Genomic DNA, 17,951 nt, shown 5'->3' with positions numbered 1-17,951 from the left:
TCAGTCGAGCCGCATCGCCTCCTCGGCGAGCGCCTCGGCCTCGATCAGCAGCGCGTCGTCGGCGAGTCCCGTGGCAATCTTCTCGCGGCCGATCAGCGTGAGCACGGGCACCGCGAGTGGCGACACGCGGTCGAGATCGACGTGGAGCATCGTATCGACCGCGCGATCGAGCAGGTCGGCCAAGCGCCCGACATCGGTCATGCGCGCGCGCGCGTCGGCCCAGGCGGCTTCGAGCAGCAAATGGCCGGGCTCGTATTTGCGCAGCACGTCGTAGATCAGGTCGGTCGAGAAGGTGACTTGCTTGCCGGTCTTGCGCTTGCCGGGGTGCTGGCGCTCGACGAGGCCACCGATCACCGCGACCTCGCGGAAGGCGCGTTTGAGCAGCGCCGAACTTTGCACCCAGTCGACGAACTCGTCCTCGAGAATGTCGGGCGAGAAGAGCGCTTGCGGGTCGGTGATCGGCTCGAGCCCGTAACAGGCGAGCGCATAATCGTTCGAGACGAAGCCGAGCGGTTTGAGCCCCATCGTCTCCATCCGGCGCGTGACGAGCATCCCGAGCGACTGGTGCGCGTTCCAGCCCTCGAAGCTGTAGGCGACCATGTAATGCCGTCCCTCGCGCGGGAAGGTCTCGACGAGCAATTGCCCGGGCGCGGGAAGCGTCGAGCGGCGCTGCTGCATTTCGAGCCATTCGCGCACGTCGTCGGGAAAGCGCGGCCATTCGGACGGATCGGCGAGGAAACCGCGGACGCGCTGCGCGAGGTTGGTCGACATCGCCATCCGCGCGCCGCCATAGGTCGGGATTCGCGCCGGGCGCGCGGTCGCGCGGACGAGCAGGTCCTCGGTGTCCATCCCCATCACTTCGAGGCTCATGCCCGCAAAGAAGAAGGTGTCGCCGGGGCTGAGCGTCGCGGCAAACCCCTCCTCGACCTTGCCGAGCGAGCGGCCGTTCTTGAAGCGGACGGTGAGCATCGTGGCCTCGACGATGATCCCGGCGTTCAATCGATGCTGCGCAACAAATTTGGGATGGCTGACGCGCCAGCTGCCATCAGCATCCTGCGTCAGCCGCTTGAACTTGTCATAGGCCTGGAGCGCATAGCCGCCGTCGCGGATGAAGCCGAGCACGCGGCTGAAGGTCGCATCGGTCAGCGCGGAATAGGGCAAGGCCGAGCGGATCTCGTCGAGCATCTCGGCTTCCTGGAACGGCGCGGCGCAAGCGCACGCCATGATATGCTGTGCCAGCACGTCGAGCCCGCCTTGCCGGAAGATGTCGGGGTCGAGCTCGCCCGCATCGACCGCGTCGAGGGCTGCACGCGCTTCGAGATATTCGAAGCGGTTGCCTGGGACGAGTACCGCCTCAGAAGCCTCGTCCATGCGGTGATTGCTGCGCCCGATCCGCTGCAGCAATCGCGACGATCCCTTTGGGGCGCCCATCTGGATGACGCAGTCGACATCGCCCCAATCGACCCCCAGGTCGAGGCTGGCGGTGGCGACGAGCCCGCGCAGCTTGCCATCGGCCATCGCGCCTTCGACTTTCCGCCGCGCTTCGAGCGACAGCGAGCCGTGGTGGATGCCGATCGGCAAGCTCATCGCGTTGACCTTCCACAGATCCTGGAAGATCAGCTCGGCCAGGCTGCGCGTGTTGCAGAAGACGATCGAGGTCTTGTGCGTCTCGATCTCGGCCATCACTTGCTCGGCGGCGTAGCGGCCCGAATGGCCCGACCAGGGAACGCGGCCCTCGGGCAGCAGGATCGCGATATTGGCGGGGACGCCGGGCTCGCCCTGCACCAGATCGACCGTATCGATATCGCCATCGGGGGCGAGCCAAGCGCGATAGCCGTCGGCGTCGGCCACCGTCGCCGACAGCGCGACGCGGCGCAGATCGGGCGCGAGGCGTTGTAGCCGCGCCATGCACAGCGACAGCAGATCGCCGCGCTTGCCGGTGGCGAAGGCGTGGACTTCGTCGACGACGATCGTCCTTAGGTTCTCGAAGATCAGCCCGCTGTCAGGGTAACTGAGCAGCAGGCTGAGCGATTCGGGCGTGGTCAGCAGGATCTGCGGCGGCTTGATCCGCTGGCGCGCCTTCCGGTCCGAGGCGGTGTCGCCGGTGCGCGTCTCGACGCGGATGTCGAGGCCCATCTCGGCTACGGGCGTGAGCAGGTTGCGCTGGACGTCGACCGCGAGCGCCTTGAGCGGCGAGACGTAGAGCGTGTGGAGGCCTTGCGTCGGGGTCTCGATCAGTTCGGTTAGCGAGGGCAGGAAACCCGCAAGCGTCTTGCCAGCACCAGTGCTCGCGACGAGCAGGCCGTGATGGCCCGCCCGCGCGACGTCGAGCATCGCCAACTGGTGCGCGCGGGGAGCCCAGCCCTTGGCAGCGAACCAGTCGGTGATCGGGGCGGGAAGGTCGGATACGCTCACTCCCCCGATATGGGGTGCGCGACGCGGCAATGACCAGCCCCGCGCGCGCGCGCGTCACCGAATTGCGCGATACTCGCTGTAGCTCGTGCTGGTTTGCATCGTGCCGGCCTTGCCCATCATCGCGCCCGTCAGCGCGCTGGTCGCGTCCGACGGGACGACAATGCCATCGCCGAGCAGACGATAGCGCTGGTCGACCGTGATGCTGCGCAGCGAGGCGACGAGCATCACGCTGAAGCTCTTGTTCGACGTCATCCGCACGCGCTCGACGAACGGCACCGCGCCGCTGGTGTTGACCAAAGCCTCGACCTGCGTATCGGCCGACGCGTCGTGCGAGCCGATCTTGAAGGTGCCTGCGGGCAGCCGGGCAAAGCGGTAGAGCACGCCGCCGCCGACCTCGCTGCGCGTCGCGGGGCTGCCGAACCACGCCGCCAGTTCCGCATAGGACGGGATCGGCCCGTGATTGGCCTTGCGCGACTTGGCGATTTCCTTCGGCGTAGGCGCACGGCCGTCGATGCTGATCAACGACCAGCGCTCGGCGGGCGCGCGGCTGGGGTCGAACTGCTCGACATAGGTTTTCCGCGGAGCGCCGGTCCGCTCGAACGCGAGCGTGCGGCGAAAGGCATGACGCACGGTCGGCGTGGCGCGGGCGGTCGCGACGATCCGGGTCTGCAGCGCGTCGGCGTGCGCGGCGGTGACGGGCATGGCCGCTGCCAGCGCGATCATGCCGAGGCCAAACATCTTGCTGTTATGGCGGGTCGGCAGGGCGGAAGGTAAAGGGACGCGAGTCATGCCGTACCGATCCTACAGCAATGGGGCCAATCCAAGGCGCACCCAAATCCCGCTACCCGCGCGGAGAGGGAGATTTGGAACTCAAACGCGTCCCACCCATATAGCCATGATGGCAAAGCTCGGCGACTGGATCGAACCCCACCCGCACGGAATCTACGTGAAGCCCGCCGATGTGTGGATCGATCCGTCGCGCCCCTCCCCCGTCGCGCTCGTCACGCACGGCCATGCCGATCACGCGCGTGGCGGGCACGACGCGGTGTGGGCGACGCCCGAGACGCTTGCGATCATGGACGCGCGCTATGGGCCGCAACCCGGCAACCCCGTGGCCTATGGCGAAAGCCACACCTTCGGCGACGTCAAGGCCACCTTCGTTCCCGCGGGGCACGTGCTCGGCTCGGCACAAATCCTGCTCGAATATCGTGGCGAGCGAGTCGTCGTGTCGGGCGATTACAAGCGCCGCGCCGACCCGACCTGCGCTGGCTTTCAGCCGGTCAAATGCGACGTGTTCATCACCGAGGCGACGTTTGGATTGCCCGTCTTCCGCCACCCCGAGACCGGCGACGAGATCGACAAGCTGACCGCCGCGCTCCACGCCAACCCGACGCGCTGCGTGCTCGTCGGCGCGTATGCGCTCGGCAAGGCGCAGCGCGTCATCGCCGAGCTGCGCGCACGCGGGCATGACGCGCCGATCTACATCCACGGTGCGCTCGAGAAATTGTGCGCGCTGTATCAGGCGCACGGCGTCGAGCTTGGCGAGTTGCGTCCCGCGACGGTCGCGAACAAGGCCGAAATGATGGGCCATGTCGTGATCGCGCCGCCCGGTGCGATGGCCGACCGCTGGTCGCGCCGCCTGCCCGATCCGATCACCGCGATGGCATCGGGCTGGATGCGCGTGCGCCAGCGCGCGGTGCAGCGCGGCGTCGAGCTGCCGCTGATCCTGTCGGACCACGCCGATTGGGACGAACTGACCGACACTTTGACCGAGATCGCGCCCAAGGAAGTGTGGGTGACGCATGGCCGCGAGGATGCACTGGTGCATTGGTGCCAGACTCGCCAGATCAAGGCACGCGCGCTCGCGCTGTCGGGCTATGAGGACGAGGACGACTGAGCGATCGCGCTGGACGGTTTTTCCCGACGAGATTAGAGATCGAATCAATTTTCGGGGGAAAGCAGCATGGTACGACGGTCAATTCGAGCAGGCGTCGCAGCTGCGATCGTCTGTGCCGCTACCCCGAACGTGGCGCACGCCAGCAGCTTTGGCGACACACTCTCGAAATGCCTGGTCGATCACAGCTCGCCCGCCGACCAGACGCTGTTGGTGCAATGGGTATTCTCGGCAATCTCGGCGGGCCCCGCGGTGAAGGCGCTGTCGACGATCACACCGACGCAACGCGAAGATTTCAACCGCCGGACCGGGGTGTATTTCAATCGCCTGCTGACGGTCGAATGCCGACCACAAGCGATCGAAGCAATCAAGTTCGATGGCGTGTCGTCGATCGAAACAAGCTTTGGTGCGCTCGGCGGCGTCGCGATGCGCGGTCTGATGGGCGATCCGCTGGTGCAGAAAGAGCTCCAGCAATTGGGCAGCTTCGCCGACCCCAAGGCGATGGCCGCGCTGATCGTCGAGGCCGGAAACCCTAAAGCGGCGACCCCGGCCAAATAAGCACAAAGCCAGCGGCTTCGCCTGAGGCAGATCGACACGAGCAGGATTTGGCACCGCCTCGCGCGGTGTCAGCGACGTGGCGATCGCCGCGAGGGTTGGCGTGCGCGCTCCAAATGGCTCCGATTTCAGGCGCTTACCGGGCCGAAAACCGCTTGCGACACTGCAGATTCACATAAGTGAATTTATTGCTTCACATATCTGCAATATATGTCATCATTCTGTAACAGACTAATGTGGAGACTGATGATGACCCTGAAATTCGCTATCGCCATCCTTGTCGCAGGCGCGGCCGTCGTTCCGGCCGCAGCGGCGCCAACGCGCGATCCCACCGCTGCCGTGCGCACGCTTGAAACCGTATCGCAGCTCTCGCCGAACGACGGTGGTGTCGCGATCGAGCTCGCCGCCGCCTATCAGCGCGCCGGCCGCACCGCCGACGCCAATACTGCGCTGCGTCGTGCGCTCACGCTCGACAATGCGATGCTCGAAACGCCGACCGGCGATGCCGTCTGGTCGCACCAGGTCGCCAAGCGCGCGCTCGCGCGCGACGTTGCGCTGACCGCGCGTTGAGCTTGTGGCCGGCCTGACTTCGGTCGGGCCGGCTCGCGCTTTCGATTAGGCGCGCCCTTTACGCGCCCCCGTTATGCGCCCTCGAGCGCCCGCGCCCGCCGGCGCTGCACCGACGATCCGATCCCGAGCGCCTCGCGATATTTCGCGACCGTGCGCCGCGCGATGTCGAAGCCCTTGGCGTTGAGCAATTCGACCAACGTGTCGTCCGACAGGATCTTGTCGCCCTCCGCCCCGATCAGCGCCTTGATCGCCGATTTGACCGCTTGTGCAGACACCGCCTCGCCGCCTTCGGACGACTGGATCGCCGAGGTGAAGAAGTATTTGAGCTCATAGAGCCCGCGCGCGCACGACAGATATTTGTTGCTGGTGACGCGCGACACCGTCGATTCGTGCATCTCGATCGCGTCGGCGACCTGGCGCAGCGTCAGCGGCTTCAACTGCGCGACGCCGTGGAGGAAGAACCCCTCCTGCTGCTTCACGATCTCGGCGGCGACCTTGATGATCGTGCGCTGGCGCTGGTCGAGCGCTTTCACCAGCCAGTTGGCACTGGCGAGCATGTCGCCGAGCCACGCCTTGCTCGCCTTGTCGCCGCGTGCGCTCGACAGTTCGGTATAATAGCTGCGGTTGACGAGCACGCGCGGCAGCGTGGCTGCGTTGATCTCGATTCCCCAGCCGTCCTTGCGCTTGGCGACGAACAGATCGGGCACCACGGCCTGGGTCGGTTCGCCGCCGAAACGGCAGCCGGGCTTGGGATCATAGCCGCGGAGTTCGCGGATCATGTCGGCCAAGTCTTCGTCATCGACGTTGCACAGCCGGCGAAGCCGCGTGAGATCGCCGCGCGCGACGAGATCGAGATTGTCGATCAGCCGCGCCATGCACGGATCGTAGCGGTCGGCTTCCTTGGCCTGAAGCGCGAGGCACTCGGCGAGATCGCGCGCGCCGACGCCGGTCGGCTCGAAGGTCTGGATGATGGCCAGCACCTGTTCGACGCGCGCCAGCGGCACGCCGAGCCGAGTCGCGATGTCGAGCAGCGACGCGGTGAGATAGCCGCATTCGTCGATCTGATCGATCAGATGCGCGGCAATGAACAGGTCGGCGCCCTCGACCGCGGTGCCGGCCTGCGCGAGCAAATGGTCCGACAGGCTGAGGCCGGTATCGGCGAAGCTGTCGAAATCGGGGCCGTCCTCGCCCGTCCCGCCGCCGCTGCTTGCGCCGTTGAGACCGAGCGACCCGTCCATCCCCGCGCCCCCCGCCTGATCGGCTGGGCTGTCATGGTGGAAGCTCTCGGCGGTGAAATCGACGTCGAGCGAGGCCTCGCCCGAATCGCCGCCAGCCAGCAGGAGTTCGTCAGCGGTGGCGGGTTGGTCGCGGATCGGTGCGTCGGGTTCACGGTCCTGTGTCGGGCCGTCGTCTTCGGGCGCGCTCGCCTCGAGCAAGGGATTGCGCTCGATTTCCTCTGCGAGGAAACCCTCGACCTCGAGGTTCGACAGCGCGAGCAGGCGGATCGCCTGCTGGAGCTGCGGCGTCATCACCAACGATTGCGACTGGCGCAGGTCCAGGCGCGGCGCGAGACTCACCGATTCGTCGCCCTGGCGTAGGCTGGGGCCGCTGCGTTTGCCGCGCCCGCTCCGCCAGACAACCCAGCGGCCCCGGCCTGCGCCGGGGCGACGAGGGAGGTGGCGTCCACCATGATCAGAGCGAGAAGCCCTCGCCGAGATACAGCCGCCGGACGTTGGCGTCGGCGACAAGCTCGGCGGGCGAGCCGGTAAACAGCACGCGGCCGTCATAGATGATGTAGGCGCGGTCGACGATCTCGAGCGTCTCGCGCACGTTGTGATCGGTGATCAGCACCCCGATGCCGCGCTTCTTCAATTCGCAGATCAGGTCACGAATGTCGGCGATCGACAGCGGGTCGATCCCCGCGAAGGGCTCGTCGAGCAACATGATCGACGGATCGGCGGCGAGCGCGCGCGCGATCTCGGCGCGGCGGCGCTCGCCGCCCGACAGCGCCATCGATGGGGAATCGCGCAGCCGCGTCAGGCCGAACTCGTCGAGCAGCGTATCGAGCCGGAGCGCGCGCTGCGCCTTGTCGGGAACGGCGAGCTCGAGCACGCTGAGGATGTTCTGTTCGACCGTCATCCCGCGGAAGATCGAGGTTTCCTGCGGGAGATACCCGAGGCCGAGGATCGCGCGGCGGTACATCGGCAGGCCGGTAATGTCGTTGCCGTCGAGCATGATGCGGCCCGAATCGGGCTTCACCAGCCCCATCACCGAATAGAAGCACGTCGTCTTGCCAGCACCATTCGGCCCGAGCAGCCCGACGACTTCGCCCTTGGCGACCGACACCGAAACGTCGGTCAGCACGCTGCGCTTGTCGTACGATTTGGCGATCGACACGACCGACAGCCCATCATTGACCGGCTGCTCGGCGATCGGCGGCGCGCTGTCGAGGGTCATGGTGTCGCTCATCGGGGCGTGCTCGCAGTTTAGAGTTAGCGAAGGGTTAACCGCACGGCATCTGGCAGGCTTCGTGCATGCCTATACGCCATTCGCGCCGCGCGGGATAGCAGCTGGCGCCGAATTGCCCCGCTTTCGCGTCAGTTACGCTTGGGGACCGAGAAGGTCCCGCTGACGCGACCGCCGCTGCTCGTCGTGGTGCCGGCCTTGCCGCCACCGCCGCCGCCGACCGACGAGCCGTCGATCACTGCGCGACCGGTATCGAGGTTGATCGTGAGGCGTCCGCCATTGACGGTGTTGCCCGCCTGGATCAGCGTCACCGCGCCGAGCATCGTCACGACGCGCTTGTTGAGATCGTACACCGCGAAGTTGCTGCGCGCGGTCTGGTCGGGCCGAGTCACGACGACATTCCCCGCCGCGTCGAGTCGCGACACCTGCGGGCTGCCATCGACGACCTGGCCGGTATAGGCGACCGTCATCCGCGCCGCATTGAGCGTCATCTCGGCCTGCTTCACCGACACGCTGCCCGACAGCAGCGCGCGATTGGCCTTGTCCTGCAGCTCGATATGGTCGGCGCTGAAGTTGATCGGCGCGGCCGAATTGTGCGCCGTCTGTGCGCTCACGACCGCCGCCCCCGACAGAACGAGCGAAACGGCGAAAAAGGCGAGAAGGCGCTGCATCGGGACTATCTCTTCTTTCGCGGGATGATCTGCAAGTGCGCATTACCATCGAGCCGCACGATATGATTGACCAGATCGGCATTGAGCTGGTTGCCGCTGAAGGTGCCCTGCGGCACCGAGCCCGTCACCGCGCCGCCGCTCTTCATCGTCCGGGTCTTGAGATCGACCGTCGAATCCTGCGTGACGAGGCGGTAGCCGCCGCTGCCGTTGACGCGCACCGGGCCGTCTATCGTCACTTGCTGCTTGTCCATGTCGTAATGGCCATGCTCGCCGACGATGTTCGCAGGACCGTCCTTGAGGCCGATTTCCGCGGTAAGCTTCTCGAGCTTGACGATCGGTTCGGCCGAACTCTTCTGCACCGCCGACCCCGCGGTCAGCGCGAAGGCCTGGCCCTTGTCGTCCTCGCCCTTGTAGCTCGCCGACTGGACGCGCAGCCGCTCCTTGGCGACCTCGACCTTTTTCTTGTCGAGCAGGAAGCTGACATCGCCGCCCGAATAGAGCGGGAGCACGACGACGAACGCGGCGAGCACGCCGATCAGGATCGGCAGCACGATGCGCAGCGTGCCGATCACGCGGTCGTGGCTGCTGCCCGGCGCCGCCCATACCTTGCGCGAATCGCGAATCGCGCGCGCGTCAGACCGCGCGTCAGACATGGGGCTGCTCCCCGCCGCGGCTGGCATCACATGTGCGCAAAGATGTCGACTTCCGGCCAGCCGGCAATGTCGAGCTCGGCGCGCCACGGCAGGAACTGGAAGCACGCCTGCGCGAGTTCCATCCGGCCTTCGCGGACGAGCCGGCGGTCGAGCTCCTCGCGCATCGCGTGGAGATAGCGCACGTCGGACGCGGCATAATCCTTTTGTGCCTCGCTCAGCACCGGGCCGCCCCAGTCGGACGATTGCTGCGCCTTTGAGATATCCTGGCCAAGCAATTCGCGCACCAGCTCCTTGAGCCCGTGGCGATCGGTATAGGTGCGCACCAGCCGCGACGCGATCTTGGTGCAATAGACCGGCGCTGCGGTCACTTCGAGATAATGGCTGATCGCCGCGAGATCGAACCGCCCGAAGTGGAACAGCTTCACGCGCGCCGGATCGGCGAGCAACGCGCGCAGATTGGGCGCGGCATAATCGCTATGGGGCGAGAAGCGGACGAGATGCTCGTCGGGGCCACCGTCGGACAGCTGTACCAGGCACAGCCGGTCGCGCGGCGTGATCAGCCCCATCGTCTCGGTGTCGACCGCGATGTCGGCGCCGGGCGCGAACAGTTCGGCGGGGATGTCTTCTTCGTAAAGATGTACAGTCATCGCCCGGCCCTAGCGGCGAATGGGCCGCTGCTCAATGGGTGGGCTTGCGCTCACCCTCGATGCGACGGCGTGCGTCCCCGCGCGCGCCGCGCCGCGATGTTGAGCGCCTCGACCACACCCGAGAACGCCATCGCCGCATAGATATAGCCCTTGGGCACATGCACGCCGAAACCGTCGGCAATCAACACCGCGCCGATCATTAGCAGGAAGCCGAGCGCGAGCATGACCACGCTCGGATTGGCGGCGATGAAATTGGCGAGCGGCGTCGCGGCGAGCAGCATCACGCCGACCGCGACCACCACCGCCACGATCATCACCGGCAGATCATCGGTCATGCCGATCGCGGTTAGGATCGAATCGATCGAGAACACCATGTCGAGCAGCAGGATCTGGACGATCGCCATGCCGAACGACAGCGCCGCGCCGGCCTTGCCGGGCGTCTCCTCGCTCGCTTCGTCGTGGTCGATCGTATGGTGGATCTCGGTGGTCGCCTTCCACAGCAGGAAGACGCCGCCCGCGATGAGGATCAGGTCGCGGACCGAGAACGCGGTTTCGAACGATGGCGCGCCGTGCGCATCGAGCATCCCCGTCAGCCCGAGATCGAAGACCGGCCGCACCAGCCCGGCGATCCACGCGATGATCGACAGCAGACCGAGTCGCAGGACCAGCGCCAGGCCGATGCCGACTCGGCGGACCTTTTCGCGCTGCTCGGGCGGGAGCTTGTTCGACAGCAGCGAAATGAAAACCAGGTTATCGATCCCGAGCACAATCTCCATGACGATCAGCGTCGCCAGAGCGGCCCAGGCGGCGGGATCGGCGAGCAAGGCGGGGATCGACATGCCCGAGTCTGTGCCGTGCTTGCCACATCTGCGCAAGAAGCGTGTGATTCGTGCCGTATTTTCGACGAATTCATTCGCAGGGTCTGGCAATTTGCGTTACACGATTCGGTGGCACGATTGGTTTGGTGCCGAAACCCTGCGTCTTTCGTCCGACGCAACGGTTGCGATATCGATGTCGGACGAACCGGGAAGACGAACAGGGCATGAGTTTCGATAAAGGACGCCGCGGCGATCGTGGCGGGCGCGGGCGCGACAAGCGCGACGGTTTCGGCGATAGCGGCGGCTTCGACGGCGGCTTCGGCGGCGGCGGTGGCGATCGTTTCGGCGGCGGCGGCGGTGATCGCTTCGGTGGCGGCGGCGATCGCTTCGGCGGTGGCGGCGGCGATCGCTTCGGCGGCGGCGGCGGCGGCGGCGGTTTCCGCAGCGGCGGTGGCGGCGGCTTCGGCGGTGGTGGCGCAGGCGGCGGTGGCCGCGGCATGCCCCCGCAGGTTGTCGGTGAAGGCACTGGCGTCGTAAAGTTCTTCAACGGGCAGAAGGGCTTCGGCTTCGTCGTTCGTGATGACGGCGGCGAGGACGTGTTCGTGCACATCTCGGCTGTCGAGCAAGCCGGCCTGACCGGTCTCGCAGAGGGCCAGCCGCTCGGCTTCACGCTCGTCGATCGTGGCGGCCGCATCTCGGCGACCGACCTCAAGATCGACGGCGAGCCGATGGCCGTCACCGACCGCGGCCCGCCGCGCGAGCGTGACGCAGCTCCCGGTGGCCCGCGTGGCGCCGCTCCTGGTGGTGCGCCGCAGCGTCAGCTGACCGGCGAGAAGGCAACCGGCACGGTCAAGTTCTTCAACGCGATGAAGGGCTTCGGCTTCATTCAGCGCGACGATGGCCAGCCCGACGCGTTCGTCCACATCTCGGCAGTCGAGCGTGGCGGCATGACCTCGCTCAACGAGGGCGACCGGCTCGAGTTCGAGCTCGAAGTCGATCGTCGCGGCAAGATGGCGGCTGTGAACCTGACGTCGATCGCTTAATCGCTTTCGTCTGACGCAAACGAGATAGACCCGGCGGGCCTTTAGGCCTGCCGGGTTTTTCTTTGTGTCCGGCGCGGGGCGTGTGCCGTATTTTCGTCAGCTGCCCGGCGAAGGCCGGGGCCCAGTCGCGCTATCAGGCGTTCGCTGGGTGTGACCAATCAACGACCCGCCCACGCCTGGGCCCCGGCCTTCGCCGGAGAAGCACAGAAAGACGATAGATGCGCCTAGCCCTTGCCACGATCGCCCTCACCTTCGCCGCGCCCACGCTCGCGGCTCCCGGCCCCAAGGTTGCCGCGGCGAGCTTCGCGCAGCTCAAGACTCCGCTTCCGCTGCCGTATGACGAGACCGCGAACGCCAAGGCGGACGTCGCCGCGGCGCGCGCCCGCGCCAAGGCGCAGCACAAGCTGCTGCTGATCGACCTTGGCGGAAACTGGTGCCTCGACTGCCGTCTGCTCGCGGGGACGATGGAATTGCCGGGCCTGCGCGAATTCCTCGCCAAGAAGTACGAGATCGTCACGGTCGATGTCGGCCGGTTCGACAAGAATCTCGATGTGGCGGCGAAGTACGGTCTCAAGGACCATTTCGGCGGCGGCGTGCCGAGCGTGCTGATCGTCGATCCCAAGACCGACACGCTGAAAAACCCAGGCCGCACCGCCGCGCTCGCCGATGCGCGCACGCTCAGCCCGCAAGCGCTGTCTGACTGGCTGGCGAGCTGGGTCCGCTAAAGCAATCTGACCGTCACCCCGGCCTCGTGCCGGGGTCCACCGGGATGCACAGTCTCACGGCACAGCACGCGCGGCGCGGTGGCCCCCGGGACAAGCCCGGGGTGACGAAATGGGATTGCGTTCAGCCCCCAGCGAAGCGATCGGTGGCGCGGATCAGCTGGTCGAGGATGCCGGGCTCGCTATAGGCGTGGCCGGCGCCTTCGATCAGGTGGAACTCGGCCTCGGGCCAGGCCTGGTGGAGCGCATAGGCATAGCGCGCCGGGCACGGCATGTCGTAGCGGCCATGGACGATCGTCCCCGGGATTCCGGTCAGCCGCCCGGCATCGCGCAGCAACTGGCCGTCCTCGAGCCAGGCATTGTGCGCGAAGAAATGATTCTCGATCCGCGCGAAGGCGAGCGCGAAATGCCCGTCCTGGAATGCCGCGCTCATCGCCGGGTCGGGCAGCAGCGTGATCGTCTCGCCCTCCCAGATCGTCCACGCCTTGGCGGCCTCGAGCTTGGCCGCCTCGTCGTCGCCCGTCAGCAAGCGGCGATACGCCTCGATCATAGTACCGCGCTCGGCCTCCGGGATCGGCGCGACGAAGCCTGCCCATTTGTCGGGGAACATCTCCGACACGCCGAACTGATAATACCAGGCGAGCTCGGCCGGCGTCGCGGTGTAGATGCCGCGCAGGATCAGCGCGCTGACGCGCGTCGGATGCGTCTCGGCATAAGCGAGGGCAAGCGTCGACCCCCACGATCCGCCGAACACCAGCCAGCGCTCGACCCCGACGAGCGCGCGCAGCCGCTCGATGTCGTCGACGAGATGCCAGGTCGTGTTCGCCTCGAGCGCCGCATGCGGGGTCGAACGCCCGCAACCGCGCTGGTCGAACAGCAGCACGTCGTAGCGTGCCGGATCGAACAGCCGGCGATGGCTCGGCGAAATGCCGCCGCCGGGCCCGCCGTGGAGGAACACCGCGGGCGTCGCGCCGGGGGTGCCGCAGCGTTCGTAATAGAGCGTATGCCCGTCGCCGACGTCGAGCGTGCCGCTCGCATAAGGTTCGATCTCGGGATAGAGCGTGCGCAGGTCGGTCATCGAAACGGGTCCGGAGCCAGAGGTCATTTGAGCGGGATCGGCCGCCCTTCGACCATCACATAGCCGATCTTGAGCACCGCGGCAGGGTCGACCAACGGATCGCCCGCCACCGCGATGAGATCGGCCGACTTGCCGACATCGAGCGTCCCCGTCTCGCCCGCCAGCCCGAGCAGATCGGCGCCGCCCTTGGTCGCCGCGATCAGCGCGTCGCGCGGGGTCATCCCGCCCTTCGTCACCATCAGCCCGAGTTCCTCGCCATTGCGCCCGTGCGGATAGACCGCGGCATCGGTGCCGAGCGCGATCGGCACGCCGGCCTTGTAGGCGCGGTTGAGCCCCCTGCCCCACACCGCGAGCGTCGCGCGCCCCTTCGTCTCGGCATTGGCGGTGAACACGCCCTTGCCGAGATATTGCTGAAGCCCCGAAAAGGCCATGAGCGTCGCCGAATAGTACGTGCCGTGCGCTTTCATCAGCGCGACGCCGGCGTCATCGACGAAGGTGCCATGCTCGATCGAATCGACCCCGGCGCGCACCGCCGCGGCGATTCCCTTGGGGCCATGCGCGTGCGCTGCGGCCTTGAGGCCAAGCTGGTGCGCGGTGTCGCAGATCGCCTTCATTTCCTCGTCGGTGAAATGCTGTTCGAGGCCGATCTTGCCATCGTCGAGCACACCACCGGTCGCGTGGAACTTGATCACGTCGACGCCGTACGCCGCGACGCGCCGCACCGCCTTGGCGCATTCGAGCGGCCCGGTGCACACCCAGAATTGCTCGCCGCTCGCGTCGATCGCATGGCGCAGATCGGGGTTGAGCCCGACCGTGCCGTCGCCATGCCCGCCGATGATCGACAGCGCGGGCCCCGAGACGAGAATGCGCGGGCCTGGAAAGCTCCCGTCCTTCACCGCGTCGCGCATCGCGATGCTCGCGGCGGGCAGCCCGCCGAGATCGCGCACCGTGGTGAAGCCCGCGCGCGCGGTGATCAGCGCGTTCTTGAGGCCGATCGTCGCGGCATAGGGTTCGGAATACCCCGGCGTCAGGCCCTTGTACCACGGCTCGCCGGCATTGCTGGTGAGGTGGACATGGACGTCGATCAGCCCGGGCAGCACCGTCCGGTCGCGCAAATCGACCACCGTCGCGCCGGCGGGCGCGGTGGCGCCGTCGTCGATCCGCACGATCCGACCGTCGGTGACGATCACGGTCGAGGCGCCCCGTTCGGGCTTGGCGGCGTCGACGATGAGATGGCCGGCCTGGATCGCGAAGGTTTCGGCGAACAGCGGCGTGGCAGCGGTCGAGGCCAGCACTGTGGCTACGGCGATCAGGACTTTGCGCATCATTTCCCCCCTGGGTTTTTGCGCGCAGCCTAATCGCTGCGGGGGCGGTGTCGAGGGGTCACGTGATCAGCCGCTCGAGCGCCGCAACGGTGTCGGCCTCGGCGGCGGGCTTGTCGGTGCGGATCCGCGCGATGCGTGGAAAGCGCATCGCCACGCCCGATTTGTGGCGCTTCGATTGATGGATCGAATCGAACGCGATTTCGAGCACGAGCGTCTTCTCGACCTCGCGCACCGGGCCGAACCGCCCGGTCGTATGGTTGCGCACGAACTGGTCGAGCCGCTTCAATTCCTCGTCGGTGATCCCTGAGTACGCCTTGCCGACGGGGAGCAAGGTGCCGTCCTCGGTCCAGCAACCGAAGGTATAATCGCTGTAGAAGGACGAGCGTCGCCCCGAGCCGCGCTGGGCGTACATCATCACGCAATCGGCGGTGAGCGGATCGCGCTTCCATTTGTACCACAGCCCGGTCTTGCGCCCGCCGACATAGGGCGAATCGCGCCGCTTGAGCATCACGCCCTCGATCGCGGCATCGCGCGCGCCCGCGCGAATGCCCTCGAGCGCGGTGAAATCCTCCGCCGCAATGACGGTGCTGAGATCGAACCGCTCGGGGTCAAGCCGCGACACGAAGGCCTCGAGCCGGACGCGGCGCTGGTCCCACGGCAACGGGCGGAGATCCTCGTCGCCATCATAGAGAATATCGTAGAGCCGCACGAACGCCGGCGATTCGGCGAGCATCTTCGCCGACACGACCTTGCGGCCGAGCCGCTGCTGCAACGCGTTGAAGCTCGCCGCCCCGCCTTCTTCGGTTGCCGAGCCTTGCGCGTCGCCTTTCACCATCAGCTCGCCGTCGAGCACGCCCGGCGTGGTGAAATCGCGCGCGACTTCGGGAAAGCTAGCCGTCACATCGTCGCCGGTGCGGCTGTAGAGCCGCGTCGTGCCGGCGACATGGACGATCTGGACGCGGATGCCGTCCCATTTCCACTCAGCGGCATAGTCCTTCAGGTCGACGCGCAGCTCCTCGAGCGGGTGCGCGAGCATGAACGGGCGGAATACGGGTACGTCGGCGGCGGTCGGCTGCGGCCCGCGCCGCTCGGCCCAGTCGAACAAGGCAGTGTAGGGCGGCGCGATGCCGTGCCACACTTCCTCGACCGCCTCGACATCGAGATCGAAGCCGTTGGCGAGCGCGGTCTTGGCGAGCCGCGACGACACGCCGATCCGCAACGCCCCCGTCGCCATCTTGAGCAGCGCAAAGCGTTCGTCCGAATCGAGCTGGTCGAGCATCGCGGCGAGTGCGGCAGGCGCATCGGAGCGCGACAGCGAAGACAGGCGATCGACCGCCTGCGCGATCGACAGGGGTTCGGGGTCGGGCGCGATCGGCGGGGTCGGCCACAGCAACGCGACGGTCTCGGCGGTATCGCCCACATAGTCGCGGCTCATGCGGAACAGCACCGGATCGACGCGCTGCTCGATCAGCGTGCGGATCACCGCGGACTTGACGCCGGGCAAGTCGAGCTCGCCCGTCAACGCCGCCATCGCCCAGCCGCGATCGGGATCGGGCGTGACGCGCAGATAATCGGTGATCAGCTTAAGCTTCGCATTGCGCGAGCGGGTGTAGATCAGCCGGTCGAGAAGGTCGGCAAAAGCGCGCATTGTCCCTCAACATGCGCGCGGCGCTGGGGTTCCGCAAGCGGCATCCCGCGCTTGCTCCGAGCGGCGCGGGATCCTAGGCTGGATGCCATACCCGATCCTCGAAAGGTTCTGTCATGCGTGAAGCTGCGATCGTCTCCACTGCCCGTACCCCGATCGGCAAGGCGTATCGCGGCGCGTTCAACGCGACCGAGGCGCCGGAGCTTGCGGCGCACGTGATGAACGCCGCGGTGGCGCGCGCGGGGATCGATCCCGCGCGGATCGACGAGATCTTCTGGGGCGTCGGCAATCAATGGGGCAGCCAGGGCGGCAATGCCGGACGGATGGCGACCTTCGCCGCCGGCTTACCCGAAACGGTGCCGGCCTTCACGCTCGACCGCAAATGCGGATCGGGGCTCACCGCGATCGCGCTCGCCGCGCGCTCGATCATGTGCGACGAGATCGACGTCGCGCTGGCCGGCGGGATGGAATCGATCAGCCTGACGGTGACCAAGGACGCGCCGCGCTACGTCAACCAGTCGGTGATCGCGCGGGAGCCCGCCGCCTATATCCCGATGATCGAAACCGCCGAGATCGTGGCCGAGCGCTACAATATCAGCCGCGCGGCGCAGGACGCCTATGCCGCGATGAGCCAGCAGCGCGCCGCGCGCGGGCTCGAGAGCGGCGCGTTCGCCGAGGAGATCGCGCCGATCACGGTCGAGAAGGCGCTGTTCGACAAGGCAGGGACCCGCACCGGCAGCGAGACGGTGACGCTCGCGCAGGACGAGGGCATTCGCGCAGGGACGACGGCCGAAGCGCTGGCGGGGCTCAAGACCGTCTGGCCGGGCGGCGATTTCTCCGGGCCCGGTGCGAACGTCACCGCGGGCAATGCCAGCCAATTGTCCGATGGTGCCTCGGCGCAGATCGTGATGGACCATGCCACCGCCAAGGCCGAGGGGCGCGAGGTGCTCGGCGTGTATCGCGGCTTCCAGGCGGCGGGGTGTGGACCCGACGAAATGGGGATCGGCCCGGTGTTCGCGATCCCCAAGCTGCTTGCGCGCGCTGGCCTTTCGGTCGCCGATATCGGGCTGTGGGAATTGAACGAGGCGTTCGCTTCGCAATGCCTCTATTGCCGCGACGCGCTCGGCATCGATCCCGAGCGCTACAACGTCAACGGCGGCGCGATCGCGATCGGACACCCGTTCGGCATGACCGGCAGCCGGCTCGTCGGGCACGCGCTCATCGAGGGTCGCAAGCGCGGCGTGCGCTGGGTCGTGGTGTCGATGTGCACCGCGGGCGGAATGGGCGCAGCGGGGCTGTTCGAAATCGTTTAGCCACGCTAGGGGCACTCCGAACAAGGCTAGTTTTTGCCTCCTTAACAAGAGCAAAGCAGCAAAATCGGGTGTCAGGCTAAACAATGTTACAGTTTTTGTTTTGCCCCTATCTGTTTAATCTATGTTAGCGAACTCA

At 66.8% G+C, this 17,951-nt stretch carries 17 protein-coding genes; 6 read left to right on the top strand and 11 right to left on the bottom strand.

The window, feature by feature from the left end; all coding sequences use genetic code 11:
• Complete coding sequence (locus ABIB28_RS11465; protein ID WP_354288224.1) at positions 1-2,415, bottom strand: ligase-associated DNA damage response DEXH box helicase; 2,415 nt, start codon at positions 2,413-2,415, stop codon at positions 1-3.
• A 54-nt stretch (positions 2,416-2,469) separates the two neighbouring features.
• On the bottom strand, positions 2,470-3,204 hold the full coding sequence (locus ABIB28_RS11460; RefSeq protein ID WP_354288223.1) for a hypothetical protein: 735 nt from the start codon (positions 3,202-3,204) through the stop codon (positions 2,470-2,472).
• 109 nt (positions 3,205-3,313) lie between these two features.
• Here ABIB28_RS11460 and ABIB28_RS11455 point away from each other — a divergent pair, with 109 nt between their 5' ends.
• The 3 genes from ABIB28_RS11455 to ABIB28_RS11445 all read left to right on the top strand — a co-directional run bounded on the left by ABIB28_RS11455 (position 3,314) and on the right by ABIB28_RS11445 (position 5,434).
• Entirely contained in the window at positions 3,314-4,312 is a 999-nt protein-coding gene (locus ABIB28_RS11455; protein ID WP_354288222.1) for a ligase-associated DNA damage response exonuclease, read from the top strand.
• 129 nt (positions 4,313-4,441) lie between these two features.
• Positions 4,442-4,867, top strand: a complete 426-nt coding sequence (locus tag ABIB28_RS11450; RefSeq protein WP_133191736.1) for a hypothetical protein — start codon at positions 4,442-4,444, stop codon at positions 4,865-4,867.
• A 246-nt stretch (positions 4,868-5,113) separates the two neighbouring features.
• Positions 5,114-5,434, top strand: coding sequence for a tetratricopeptide repeat protein (locus ABIB28_RS11445; RefSeq protein WP_354288221.1), 321 nt, complete (start codon positions 5,114-5,116; stop codon positions 5,432-5,434).
• Positions 5,435-5,505: 71 nt separating this feature from the next.
• On the opposite strand, the gene rpoN is transcribed toward ABIB28_RS11445, so the two are convergent.
• From rpoN to ABIB28_RS11415, 6 genes are all read right to left on the bottom strand, one after another.
• Positions 5,506-7,011 (bottom strand): RNA polymerase factor sigma-54, encoded by a 1,506-nt coding sequence (gene rpoN / locus ABIB28_RS11440; protein ID WP_354288220.1) that lies wholly within the window; start codon positions 7,009-7,011, stop codon positions 5,506-5,508.
• 115 nt (positions 7,012-7,126) lie between these two features.
• Complete coding sequence (gene lptB / locus ABIB28_RS11435) at positions 7,127-7,903, bottom strand: LPS export ABC transporter ATP-binding protein (protein ID WP_133191733.1); 777 nt, start codon at positions 7,901-7,903, stop codon at positions 7,127-7,129.
• A gap of 128 nt (positions 7,904-8,031) precedes the next feature.
• Positions 8,032-8,571 carry an LptA/OstA family protein gene (locus ABIB28_RS11430; protein ID WP_189677075.1) on the bottom strand — a complete coding sequence of 180 codons (540 nt, stop codon included), beginning with the start codon at positions 8,569-8,571 and terminating at the stop codon, positions 8,032-8,034.
• 5 nt (positions 8,572-8,576) lie between these two features.
• Positions 8,577-9,224, bottom strand: a complete 648-nt coding sequence (gene lptC / locus ABIB28_RS11425) for an LPS export ABC transporter periplasmic protein LptC (RefSeq protein ID WP_189677074.1) — start codon at positions 9,222-9,224, stop codon at positions 8,577-8,579.
• A 26-nt stretch (positions 9,225-9,250) separates the two neighbouring features.
• Positions 9,251-9,871, bottom strand: coding sequence for a ribonuclease D (locus ABIB28_RS11420; protein WP_133191730.1), 621 nt, complete (start codon positions 9,869-9,871; stop codon positions 9,251-9,253).
• 50 nt (positions 9,872-9,921) lie between these two features.
• Positions 9,922-10,710, bottom strand: a complete 789-nt coding sequence (locus ABIB28_RS11415) for a TerC family protein (protein ID WP_354288219.1) — start codon at positions 10,708-10,710, stop codon at positions 9,922-9,924.
• 203 nt (positions 10,711-10,913) lie between these two features.
• On the opposite strand from ABIB28_RS11415, the gene ABIB28_RS11410 reads away from it, so the two are divergent.
• On the top strand, positions 10,914-11,732 hold the full coding sequence (locus tag ABIB28_RS11410) for a cold-shock protein (protein ID WP_133191728.1): 819 nt from the start codon (positions 10,914-10,916) through the stop codon (positions 11,730-11,732).
• Positions 11,733-11,950: 218 nt separating this feature from the next.
• Positions 11,951-12,457, top strand: a complete 507-nt coding sequence (locus ABIB28_RS11405; RefSeq protein ID WP_354288218.1) for a thioredoxin family protein — start codon at positions 11,951-11,953, stop codon at positions 12,455-12,457.
• Positions 12,458-12,578: 121 nt separating this feature from the next.
• Here ABIB28_RS11405 and pip read toward each other — a convergent pair whose 3' ends face one another.
• The 3 genes from pip to ABIB28_RS11390 are packed head-to-tail and all read right to left on the bottom strand — an operon-like array spanning position 12,579 to position 16,505.
• Entirely contained in the window at positions 12,579-13,532 is a 954-nt protein-coding gene (gene pip / locus ABIB28_RS11400; protein WP_354288217.1) for a prolyl aminopeptidase, read from the bottom strand.
• A 23-nt stretch (positions 13,533-13,555) separates the two neighbouring features.
• The gene (locus tag ABIB28_RS11395; RefSeq protein WP_354288216.1) at positions 13,556-14,857 is read right to left on the bottom strand and encodes a metal-dependent hydrolase family protein; all 1,302 of its coding nucleotides are present in this window, start codon (positions 14,855-14,857) and stop codon (positions 13,556-13,558) included.
• A gap of 58 nt (positions 14,858-14,915) precedes the next feature.
• Entirely contained in the window at positions 14,916-16,505 is a 1,590-nt protein-coding gene (locus tag ABIB28_RS11390) for a cisplatin damage response ATP-dependent DNA ligase (RefSeq protein ID WP_354288215.1), read from the bottom strand.
• Positions 16,506-16,618: 113 nt separating this feature from the next.
• On the opposite strand from ABIB28_RS11390, the gene ABIB28_RS11385 reads away from it, so the two are divergent.
• Positions 16,619-17,815 carry an acetyl-CoA C-acyltransferase gene (locus tag ABIB28_RS11385; RefSeq protein ID WP_354288214.1) on the top strand — a complete coding sequence of 399 codons (1,197 nt, stop codon included), beginning with the start codon at positions 16,619-16,621 and terminating at the stop codon, positions 17,813-17,815.
• Positions 17,816-17,951: the final 136 nt, after the last annotated feature.

Source organism: Sphingomonas sp. UYEF23 (genome assembly GCF_040546165.1).
Classification (GTDB): domain Bacteria; phylum Pseudomonadota; class Alphaproteobacteria; order Sphingomonadales; family Sphingomonadaceae; genus Sphingomonas; species Sphingomonas glacialis.
The sequence above is the reverse complement of the archived record's forward strand: the minus strand, read 5'-3'. Positions and strand labels throughout refer to the sequence as shown.

What these genes read in the sequence shown, in the direction of transcription:
- ABIB28_RS11460 (WP_354288223.1), bottom strand. Translation starts at nt 3,204, where the DNA reads ATGACTCGCGTCCCTTTACCTTCCGCCCTGCCGACCCGCCATAACAGC.
- ABIB28_RS11455 (WP_354288222.1), top strand. Translation starts at nt 3,314, where the DNA reads ATGGCAAAGCTCGGCGACTGGATCGAACCCCACCCGCACGGAATCTAC.
- ABIB28_RS11445 (WP_354288221.1), top strand. Translation starts at nt 5,114, where the DNA reads ATGACCCTGAAATTCGCTATCGCCATCCTTGTCGCAGGCGCGGCCGTC.
- lptB (WP_133191733.1), bottom strand. Translation starts at nt 7,903, where the DNA reads ATGAGCGACACCATGACCCTCGACAGCGCGCCGCCGATCGCCGAGCAG.
- ABIB28_RS11430 (WP_189677075.1), bottom strand. Translation starts at nt 8,571, where the DNA reads ATGCAGCGCCTTCTCGCCTTTTTCGCCGTTTCGCTCGTTCTGTCGGGG.
- lptC (WP_189677074.1), bottom strand. Translation starts at nt 9,224, where the DNA reads ATGTCTGACGCGCGGTCTGACGCGCGCGCGATTCGCGATTCGCGCAAG.
- ABIB28_RS11420 (WP_133191730.1), bottom strand. Translation starts at nt 9,871, where the DNA reads ATGACTGTACATCTTTACGAAGAAGACATCCCCGCCGAACTGTTCGCG.
- ABIB28_RS11415 (WP_354288219.1), bottom strand. Translation starts at nt 10,710, where the DNA reads ATGTCGATCCCCGCCTTGCTCGCCGATCCCGCCGCCTGGGCCGCTCTG.
- ABIB28_RS11410 (WP_133191728.1), top strand. Translation starts at nt 10,914, where the DNA reads ATGAGTTTCGATAAAGGACGCCGCGGCGATCGTGGCGGGCGCGGGCGC.
- ABIB28_RS11405 (WP_354288218.1), top strand. Translation starts at nt 11,951, where the DNA reads ATGCGCCTAGCCCTTGCCACGATCGCCCTCACCTTCGCCGCGCCCACG.
- pip (WP_354288217.1), bottom strand. Translation starts at nt 13,532, where the DNA reads ATGACCGACCTGCGCACGCTCTATCCCGAGATCGAACCTTATGCGAGC.
- ABIB28_RS11395 (WP_354288216.1), bottom strand. Translation starts at nt 14,857, where the DNA reads ATGCGCAAAGTCCTGATCGCCGTAGCCACAGTGCTGGCCTCGACCGCT.
- ABIB28_RS11390 (WP_354288215.1), bottom strand. Translation starts at nt 16,505, where the DNA reads ATGCGCGCTTTTGCCGACCTTCTCGACCGGCTGATCTACACCCGCTCG.
- ABIB28_RS11385 (WP_354288214.1), top strand. Translation starts at nt 16,619, where the DNA reads ATGCGTGAAGCTGCGATCGTCTCCACTGCCCGTACCCCGATCGGCAAG.